The sequence below is a fragment of the Rhizobium sp. SVR5-9E genome (assembly GCF_056755095.1).
Genome location: NZ_JBNDHS010000156.1, coordinates 1 through 8476, shown reverse-complemented (window position 1 = coordinate 8476; position 8476 = coordinate 1). Strand labels below are relative to the sequence as shown.

Annotated in this window: 10 protein-coding genes; 5 read left to right on the top strand and 5 right to left on the bottom strand. The window is 60.9% G+C overall.

Going from position 1 to position 8476, the window contains the following annotated elements:
* On the bottom strand, window positions 1-907 hold a 907-nt coding region (locus ACPYOJ_RS33085), incomplete at its 3' end, for an aconitase family protein (RefSeq protein WP_481420021.1).
* Window positions 908-1166: 259 nt separating this feature from the next.
* Between ACPYOJ_RS33085 and ccmA the strand changes: the two genes are divergently transcribed.
* From ccmA to ACPYOJ_RS33060, 5 genes are all read left to right on the top strand, one after another.
* A complete protein-coding gene (gene ccmA / locus ACPYOJ_RS33080; protein WP_481420020.1) occupies window positions 1167-1814 on the top strand; it encodes a heme ABC exporter ATP-binding protein CcmA in 648 nt (215 codons plus the stop codon).
* 202 nt (window positions 1815-2016) lie between these two features.
* On the top strand, window positions 2017-2676 hold the full coding sequence (gene ccmB / locus ACPYOJ_RS33075; RefSeq protein WP_481420019.1) for a heme exporter protein CcmB: 660 nt from the start codon (window positions 2017-2019) through the stop codon (window positions 2674-2676).
* Between the two features lie 58 nt (window positions 2677-2734).
* Window positions 2735-3496, top strand: coding sequence for a heme ABC transporter permease (locus tag ACPYOJ_RS33070; RefSeq protein WP_481420018.1), 762 nt, complete (start codon window positions 2735-2737; stop codon window positions 3494-3496).
* Window positions 3497-3499: 3 nt separating this feature from the next.
* A complete protein-coding gene (gene ccmD, locus ACPYOJ_RS33065) occupies window positions 3500-3667 on the top strand; it encodes a heme exporter protein CcmD (RefSeq protein ID WP_481420017.1) in 168 nt (55 codons plus the stop codon).
* Window positions 3664-4269, top strand: coding sequence for a DsbE family thiol:disulfide interchange protein (locus tag ACPYOJ_RS33060; RefSeq protein ID WP_481420016.1), 606 nt, complete (start codon window positions 3664-3666; stop codon window positions 4267-4269). Before ccmD ends, ACPYOJ_RS33060 begins: the two co-directional genes overlap by 4 nt.
* On the opposite strand, the gene ACPYOJ_RS33055 is transcribed toward ACPYOJ_RS33060, so the two are convergent.
* The 4 genes from ACPYOJ_RS33055 to mtaB form a co-directional block, all read right to left on the bottom strand.
* Window positions 4266-4853: a DUF2585 domain-containing protein gene (locus tag ACPYOJ_RS33055; RefSeq protein ID WP_481420015.1), complete on the bottom strand. Its 588-nt coding sequence runs from the start codon at window positions 4851-4853 to the stop codon at window positions 4266-4268. The genes ACPYOJ_RS33060 and ACPYOJ_RS33055 overlap by 4 nt on opposite strands.
* Window positions 4850-5494 carry a septation protein A gene (locus ACPYOJ_RS33050; RefSeq protein ID WP_481420022.1) on the bottom strand — a complete coding sequence of 215 codons (645 nt, stop codon included), beginning with the start codon at window positions 5492-5494 and terminating at the stop codon, window positions 4850-4852. Before ACPYOJ_RS33050 ends, ACPYOJ_RS33055 begins: the two co-directional genes overlap by 4 nt.
* 63 nt (window positions 5495-5557) lie before the next feature.
* Window positions 5558-7144, bottom strand: a complete 1587-nt coding sequence (gene ftsY, locus ACPYOJ_RS33045) for a signal recognition particle-docking protein FtsY (RefSeq protein ID WP_481420014.1) — start codon at window positions 7142-7144, stop codon at window positions 5558-5560.
* 16 nt (window positions 7145-7160) lie between these two features.
* Window positions 7161-8435, bottom strand: a complete 1275-nt coding sequence (mtaB, locus tag ACPYOJ_RS33040; protein ID WP_481420013.1) for a tRNA (N(6)-L-threonylcarbamoyladenosine(37)-C(2))-methylthiotransferase MtaB — start codon at window positions 8433-8435, stop codon at window positions 7161-7163.
* Between the last annotated feature and the right edge of the window lie 41 nt (window positions 8436-8476).

The window sequence follows — 8476 nt, the reverse complement described above, 5'->3', positions numbered from 1 at the left end:
GGTCTGCGAGCGGCATGTTGTCCATGCCCGGGCCGAAGAATTCCACGAACTTGGAAACGACGCCCTTCTTGCGCAGCATCTGCACGACGGTCAGAACGAGGTCGGTTGCGGTGACGCCTTCCTTGAGCTTGCCGGTCAGCTTGAAGCCGATGACCTCAGGCAGCAGCATCGAGACCGGCTGGCCGAGCATGGCGGCTTCAGCTTCGATACCACCAACGCCCCAGCCGAGAACGCCGAGACCGTTGATCATCGTCGTGTGCGAATCGGTGCCGACGCAGGTGTCCGGATAAGCAATCGTTTCGCCATCCTCTTCCTTCGTCCAGACGGTCTGGCCGAGGTATTCGAGGTTGACCTGGTGACAGATGCCGGTGCCCGGAGGAACGACGCGGAAGTTCTTGAATGCCTGCTGGCCCCACTTCAGGAAGCGGTAGCGTTCGCCGTTGCGCTGGTATTCGAGCTCGACGTTCTTGGCGAAGGCCTGTGGCGTGCCGAATTCATCGACGATGACCGAGTGGTCGATGACGAGGTCGACGGGAACGAGCGGGTTGATCTTTTCCGGATCGCCACCGAGAGAGACCATCGCGTCGCGCATGGCGGCGAGGTCGACGACAGCTGGAACACCGGTAAAGTCCTGCATCAGAACGCGCGCCGGACGATAGGCGATTTCGTTCTCGACGGTACCCTTGTTGTTCAGCCATTCGGCAACGGCCAGAATGTGCTCTTTGGTGACGGACTGGCCGTCTTCGAAGCGCAGCAGATTCTCGAGAAGAACTTTCATCGAGTAAGGAAGTTTCGACACGCCCGGCAGACCATTCGCCTCAGCCTTGGGAAGGCTGTAATAGACATAGTCCTTCCCGTTCACGGAAAGCGTGGACCGGCAGTTGAAACTGTCAAGAGATTTAGACACGAGAGACCCCGTTTCTGATAGCCAACACAGTCGTGCGAACGCCTATGCACTTGATGCACATCAGGATGCGGGTACGGCCATTTCCGCTGTCCGCACGTGGAAGAAATATTCCATGTTCGGCGCAAGGATGATATTCACGCCGACCGCTGGCGTGGTTGCGGTCTTATAGATAATTTCTCCGGAAGGTGCCAGACCGGGTTTGGCCCATTTGGATATTTTTTGCGTCGCGGTGATTAAAATATTTTTGAACGGAACGCCTATGCATCTCGACGCCGTCAACCTCGCTGCCAGGCGGGGCGAAGACCTGATTTTCGAAGGCATTTCCTTTCGCCTGGAAGCAGGCGAAGCTGTGGTTTTGACAGGTAAAAATGGATCGGGAAAGTCCACTTTACTGCGCGTCATCGCCGGTCTGCTTCGCCCCGAAAAAGGCAACGTCCGCTTCACTGATTCGCACGGCTCCGGGGAGCGCCCCGCGCGCGAAGTGAGCCATTATCTCGGCCACCGAAACGCGATGAAAAGCGAGCTCACTGTTTCGGAAAATCTAGCCTTCTGGCAAAGCTTTCTCGGCGACGTGCTCGGCTCTTCGGACCTGTCGATCGAAGACGCAGCCGAGGCCGTCGGCCTCGGAGGCATTACGCATCTTCCCTTCGGCTATCTCTCCGCCGGCCAGCAGCGCCGTTTTGCCTTTGCGAAACTGCTCGTCTCCTATCGTCCGGTCTGGATTCTCGACGAACCAACCGCCGCACTCGACGCCAGCGCCGACCGGTTGTTTGCAGAGCTGATCGGGCAACACCAGACGAAGGGCGGAATCGTTCTGGCAGCGACGCACCAGTCACTCGGGTTAGAAAATGCGCGAGAGTTGCGGATGACGGGATTCCAGGGTGTATCGCAGGGAGTTTGGGGATGATGAATGCGTATTTGGCAAAGACCCCTCCCCAGCCCCTCCCCCCAAGGGGGAGGGGCTCGGCCGCGACGCTCGCCTGTGCCAGATCGCGTAACTCGCTCGCTGAGGGAAAAAAATGGGGGCAGCGCCTTCCGCGGCGTAAAAGCCCCTCCCCCTTGTGGGGAGGGGTTGGGGAGGGGTCTTTCCCACACAAAGGTCGTTCCTCATGACCGCCCTCTTCTTCCGCGATCTAAAACTTTCGATCCGTGCCGGCGGCGGCGCGTTGATCGGCGTGTTGTTCTTCCTGACGGTTGCCGCCATCATTCCGGTTGGCGTCGGACCGGACTTGAACCTGCTTTCGCGGATCGGTCCCGCCATCGTCTGGATCGGCGCCCTGCTTTCGGCCCTTCTCGGTCTCGACCGGCTTTTTCAGGCCGACCGCGACGACGGCTCGCTGGACCTGATGCTGATGCAGGAGACGCCGCTGGTGCTGACCGTTCTCGTCAAATGCTTCGCCCATTGGACGGCGACCAGCCTTCCGCTGGTGATCGCCTCGCCGCTGCTTGGGCTCTTCATGAACATGAGTGAGGTTGCAATCGGCGCGACGATGCTGACGCTGCTGGTCGGCTCGCCCGCCCTCACTTTTATCGGTGCTGTCGGCGCAGGGGTCGCCGTCGCGCTCCCCCGGGGCGGGCTTCTGGTCTCGATCCTCGTTCTGCCGCTGACCATTCCGGTGCTGATCTTCGGCGTCAGCGCCACGTATGCCGCCGTCGAGGATCCGGCGCCCTTCCTGCCGCCCTTCCTTATTCTCATCGCATTGACGCTGTTCTTTGCTGTCATTGGCCCGGCAGGCGCGGCCCTTGCACTGCGAAACACATCGGATTGATCGAGCCCGTTGTCAGGATCAATTGCGGCAGCACGCCGTTCAAGGTAAAGAACCGTTCATGAGCGAAACGAGCCTTGTCATCAGCAAATTCAGCGACCTTGCGAACCCGACGCGGTTTCTGGCTCTGGCGCAGCGCATCATCCCGTGGCTGGCGGGAGCCACCGCGCTCTGTCTGATCGCGGGCCTCTACCTCAGCTTCTCGACCGAAGGCGATTACCAGCAGGGCGAAACCGTCCGCATCATGTATATCCATGTGCCATCCGCCTGGCTGGCAATGATGTGCTACACGGTCATGAGCATTTCGGCGATCGGCACCCTCGTCTGGCGCCATCCGCTCGCCGATGTTTCGGCAAAGGCCGCCGCGCCGCTCGGCGCTGCCTTCACGCTGCTGGCGCTCGTCACCGGCTCGCTCTGGGGCAAGCCGATGTGGGGTACCTGGTGGGTCTGGGATGCGCGGCTGACATCCGTTTTCATTCTCTTTCTGATGTATCTCGGTCTTATTGCTTTGACCCGGGCCATCGACGATCCGTCCAGGGCCGCGCGTGTCACGGCGGTTCTCATCCTCGTCGGCTTCGTCAATATCCCGATCATCAAGTTTTCCGTCGACTGGTGGAATACGCTGCACCAGTCGGCGAGCGTGATGCGCCTCGACGGTCCGGCGATCGACCCGGAATTCCTGCGCCCGCTCTTTACCATGGCGATCGGCTTTACGCTGCTCTTCTTCACGCTGCACATCATGGCGATGCGCAACGAGATCTGGCGCCGCCGCGTGGCAGTCCAGCGCCGCCTTGCCGCCCGCATGGCAGGCCGCGAGGAATAGCCGATGACCCACGCTTTCTACGTTTACAGTGCCTATGCATTCGCAGCCTTCATCACCATCGTCGTGACGCTCTGGGTCTGGGTCGACGGGCGTGCGCGGCAGAAGGAACTGGCCGCGCTTGAAGCCTCGGGCATCCGGCGGCGCTCGGCCCGCCCTAAGGACAACGCATGAGCATGCCGGAAGCAGATCGGCCGAAACCGCGTCCCTTAAGCCGCTACGTTCTGGCGCTGATTCCGCTGGTCGTTTTCGGCGGTATTGCCGCCACGGCGGCGAAGATGCTCTACGACCAGGATTTTCACGGCAAGAACATTGCGGACATTCCTTCGGCTCTGATCGGCACGAAGGCTCCGGCGCTGAACCTTCCCCCGCTTGAAGGGTCCAACCTGCCGCCGCTGACAGATGCCGCCATCAAGGGCAAGCTGACGCTCGTCAACGTTTTTGCGTCCTGGTGCATTCCCTGCCGCGAAGAACACCCGATCCTCAAGGAGCTGGCAAAGGATAGCCGGCTCAACATTGTGGCGATCAATTACAAGGATAAGAACGACAACGCGCTCCGCTTCCTCGGCGAGCTCGGCAATCCCTATGCCGCAATCGGCATCGATCCGAACGGCAAGGCGGCCATCGACTGGGGCGTCTACGGCATCCCGGAGAGCTATCTGGTCGCTCCCGACGGCACGATCCTCTACAAGCGCGTCGGTCCCTTCGATGATATCAGCCTGAAGGAAGGGCTTTTCCCGGCGATGGAGAAAGCGCTTGGAAAACCGCTTTCTTAAAGCGCCCCTTGCCAAGTCTTGATCGCCTCGACCGGCCAGATCAACATCAGCACGTTGAGCGTCAGGTTGTCGCGGATCATGTAGCCCGTGAAGATCTCGAAGAAAATCGCGATCGCAACCGTCAGCGCGACCGGAGCGCGTGCGGCGAAGAAGAAGCCGACGACCATGAAGACGGTGTCCATCGCGGAGTTCAGAATGCTGTCGCCGTAATAGTCGAGCGAGATCGTCGCCGTACGGTAGCGGTCGATAATAATCGGCGAGTTTTCGAGCAACTCCCAGCCGGATTCGATGACGAGCGCCAAAAGCAGTCGCATTGCGATCGGCTTGCCGCGCAGCAGAAGATGCGTCAGCCCATAGAACAGGAAACCATGGATGATGTGCGACGGCGTGTACCAGTCCGAGAGGTGCTGGGAATTGCCGCTCGAATTGACGACGCCTTCCCAGAGCTTAACGTAGCCGCAGGTGCAGATCGGCGTGCGGCCCATCAGGTATTCGGCGGCGATCTGGACGATCAAGACCGCTACGCAGGCGGCGAACCAGAAATTCTGATGTCTCGATCTTTCCGCCGCGCCGGCTACCGTCACTTCTCGGTCTCTCCTGCAGGCGTAATGGTATGCTTCAGGATGAGCGGCATCTGCGCCATGGTGAAGATGATGGTGATCGGCATCGTCCCCCAGACCTTGAAGGCGATCCAGAAATCATCCGAAAAGTTGCGCCAGACGACTTCATTGAGCACCGCGAGGAACAGGAAAAAGATGCCCCAGCGGACCGTAAGCTTCCGCCAGGCTTCGGCATCGAGCTGGAAGGCGGCATTGAAGACATAGCCGAGCAGCGACTTGCCGAAGGCAAGCCCGCCCAAGAGCGCCACGCCGAACAGCGTATTGACGATCGTCGGCTTCATCTTGATGAAGGTCTCGTTCTGGAGATAGATCGACAGCGAACCGAAGACCAGAACGACGATGCCCGACACGAAGGGCATGACCGGCAGATGCCCGAGGATGAACTTGGAGACGACGAGCGAGACGATCGTCGCCGCCATGAAAAGACCGGTCGCCACGAAGAGCGGGCCGCCGAGCTCGGCCAATGCCGGAAATTTCTCAACCAGCCAGGCACCACGCAGGTTGGCGAAAAAGAAAATCAACAGCGGGCCGAGCTCCAGAGCCATCTTCAGCATCGGATGGTGGCGGTCGGCAGCGCTGGGCGTAACATCGCTTTCGGTGGTCATGCGTTCGTCAAACCTGTTCGTCATTCGCGCGGCTTGCGCGCTGTTATCGGCTTATCTGTGGCATCATTGCCCAAGACCGGCAATGGCATGGGCGAAATCCTCGGCCTCGAAGGGTTCCAGATCGTCCACCCCTTCGCCGACGCCGATGAAATAGACCGGCAGCTTGTGCTTGGCGGAGATCGCGACGAGGATGCCGCCGCGCGCCGTGCCGTCGAGCTTGGTCATGATGAGGCCGTTGACGCCGGCAACGTTGCGGAAGATCTCGACCTGATTCAGTGCGTTCTGGCCGGTGGTCGCATCCAGCGTCTGCAGTACGGTGTGCGGCGCGTCGGGATCGAGCCTGCCGAGCACGCGGACGATCTTTTCGAGTTCGGCCATCAGCTCCGCCTTGTTTTGCAAGCGGCCGGCGGTATCGATGATCAGCACATCGCATTTCTTGGCCTTCGCCTGTTCGAAGGCGTCATAGGCAAGCCCTGCCGCATCGGCGCCGAGCTTGGTGCCGATGAATTCCGACTTGGTGCGATCAGCCCAGATCTTCAGCTGCTCGATCGCCGCGGCGCGAAAAGTGTCGCCCGCCGCCACCATGACCTTCAAGCCGGCACCCGACAGCTTCGCCGCCAGCTTGCCGATCGTCGTCGTCTTGCCGGTACCGTTGACGCCGACGACGAGAATGACGTGCGGCTTGTGGCTGAGATCGAGCTGCAACGGCTTTGCAACCGGCTTCAGCACCTTGGCGATTTCCGACGCCATGATGCGGCTCACATCCTCGCCGGTGACGTCCTTGCCGTAACGCTCGGAAGCCAGCGTATCGGTGACGCGCATGGCGGTCTCGACACCGAGATCGGCCTGTATCAACAGGTCTTCGAGATCCTGCAGCGTATCGTCGTCCAGCTTGCGCTTGGTGAAAAGCGCCGAAATCTGACCGGTAAGCTGCGAAGATGTACGCGCCAGACCGGCGCGCAGCCGCTGGAACCAGCTGAGTTTCGGCTGTGGAGCAAGAGGCGCCGGTTCTGGCGCGGCCGAGCCGGTGGCAAAGCCTTTCGGGAGGACGGGCGGTTCGACTGGAACCTCTTCAACAGGCGCACCACCCCCCCCTGTCCTGCCGGACATCTCCCCCACAAGGGGGGAGATCGGCGCGGCTTGAGAGCTCTGCTCGACCTCACCCTGAACGGGAATCTCTTCTGAAAAAGTCTCCGCGGGCTCAACGCGGCCTTTTTCCCTGCCGACAGCCTCCTCCAACTGATCTCCCCCCTTGTGGGGGAGACGTCCCAAAGGGACAGAGGGGGGTGCTTCCTCTATTTCCGCCTCCGCCTCCGCCTCAAGCAGAGACAGCGGCACAAGGCCCATATCGCCCGCCTGCACCTCAGCCGGTAGGACCTCGGAAACATCGTCCTCTTCCGGTGCAAGCGCTTCGGCCTTCTCGGCGAGCTCCTCCACGGAGGCGTTGTCGCCCAGATCGCCGGTCGGCCCACCCGCCGTATCCATCTCCTCCGCCAATACGGGATCGTTCGCGAGCGGCAGGTGCTCCTCGCGCGAATGCGGCTCCAGTTCGGCTTCGAGAGCTTTCGTCTCTACGGTCTCCGGCACCTGCTCTTCCGCCGGCTTTTCCTTGCCGAAGGTGAAGACCTTTTTGATGAAACTGAGCGCCATGAGAATTCCGTAAAAGTCAGGCCGCTTGGGCGGCCGTCAATTGCATGTCGAGGTGCTTGCCGTTGTGGCCGGTGATATTTGCCTCTACGAACGAACGCGGGCGAAGACCTGGGGCTGCGACAAGCGTGAAGTTTTCGGTATGCGCCAGCCCGTTATTTTCCACCAGCAGCCATTGCCGCGTTCCGACCATCTGATCCAGATGGGACTGATGTAGCCGATGTCCAGTGGCCCGCAGACGCGCGGCGCGGTCCTTTATCAGGCCCCGATCGAGCTGCGGCATGCGCGCGGCAGGTGTACCCGGTCGCGGACTATAGGGGAAGACGTGCAGATGCGCGATACGGGCCTCTTCCGCCAGCCGGGCGGCATTGGCAAACATTTCCTCTGTCTCTGTCGGGAAACCGGCAATCATATCGGCCCCAAGGCTGATGTCGGGCCGCAGACGGCGGACCTGATCCACGAACGCCACCGCGTCGGCGCGAGAATGCCGCCGTTTCATGCGCTTCAGGATCATGTCGTCGCCGTGCTGCAAGGACAGATGCAGATGCGGCATGAAACGCGACTCATCCGCGATCAGGTCGAAGAGATGGCTGTCGGCCTCGATGCTGTCGATGGATGAGAGCCGGAGGCGGCGGATTTCCGGAACCTGCTTCAAAAGCGTCTTCACAAGCAGACCCAGAGTTGGCTGTCCCGGCAGATCGGCACCATAGCTTGTGGCGTCCACACCGGTCAGTACGATTTCGCGATAACCGCTTTCGACGAGATTGCGAGCCTGATCGACGACAGCACCCATGGGCACCGAACGGGAATTGCCGCGGCCGTAGGGGATGATGCAGAAGGTACAACGATGGTCGCAGCCGTTCTGCACCTGGATGAAGGCGCGCACATGGCCATCGATATGCTTCACCATCTGCGGCGCCGTCGCCTTGACGCTCATGATGTCGTTGACCCGGAGCTTCTCTTCCGCCGAAACCCCGAAGTCGGGTAGCGCGCGATACGAGGCGCTTTTCAGCTTCTCCTCGTTGCCGAGCACGGCATCCACCTCCGGCATGCCCGCAAAGGCCTCTTTTTCCGTCTGGGCCGCGCAACCCGTCACGACGATACGCGCATGGGGATTGTCGCGGCGCGCGCGGCGTATGGCCTGGCGCGCCTGGCGCACGGCCTCGCCGGTCACCGCGCAAGTATTCACCAGAATGGCGTTGTTGAGCCCGGCCTTTTCCGCCTCTGCCCGCATCACTTCGGATTCATAGGTATTGAGACGGCATCCGAAGGTGATCACCTCGACGCCGCTCACCGCGCCTCGGCTCCCTGCGCCTGATCACGCGACCATGAACC

Bases quoted from the DNA above. Each gene is read 5' to 3' on its own strand.
- ACPYOJ_RS33070 (WP_481420018.1), top strand. From the start codon at position 2,735: ATGAGCGAAACGAGCCTTGTCATCAGCAAATTCAGCGACCTTGCGAAC.
- ccmA (WP_481420020.1), top strand. From the start codon at position 1,167: ATGCATCTCGACGCCGTCAACCTCGCTGCCAGGCGGGGCGAAGACCTG.
- ccmD (WP_481420017.1), top strand. From the start codon at position 3,500: ATGACCCACGCTTTCTACGTTTACAGTGCCTATGCATTCGCAGCCTTC.
- ACPYOJ_RS33060 (WP_481420016.1), top strand. From the start codon at position 3,664: ATGAGCATGCCGGAAGCAGATCGGCCGAAACCGCGTCCCTTAAGCCGC.
- ACPYOJ_RS33050 (WP_481420022.1), bottom strand. From the start codon at position 5,494: ATGACCACCGAAAGCGATGTTACGCCCAGCGCTGCCGACCGCCACCAT.
- ftsY (WP_481420014.1), bottom strand. From the start codon at position 7,144: ATGGCGCTCAGTTTCATCAAAAAGGTCTTCACCTTCGGCAAGGAAAAG.
- ccmB (WP_481420019.1), top strand. From the start codon at position 2,017: ATGACCGCCCTCTTCTTCCGCGATCTAAAACTTTCGATCCGTGCCGGC.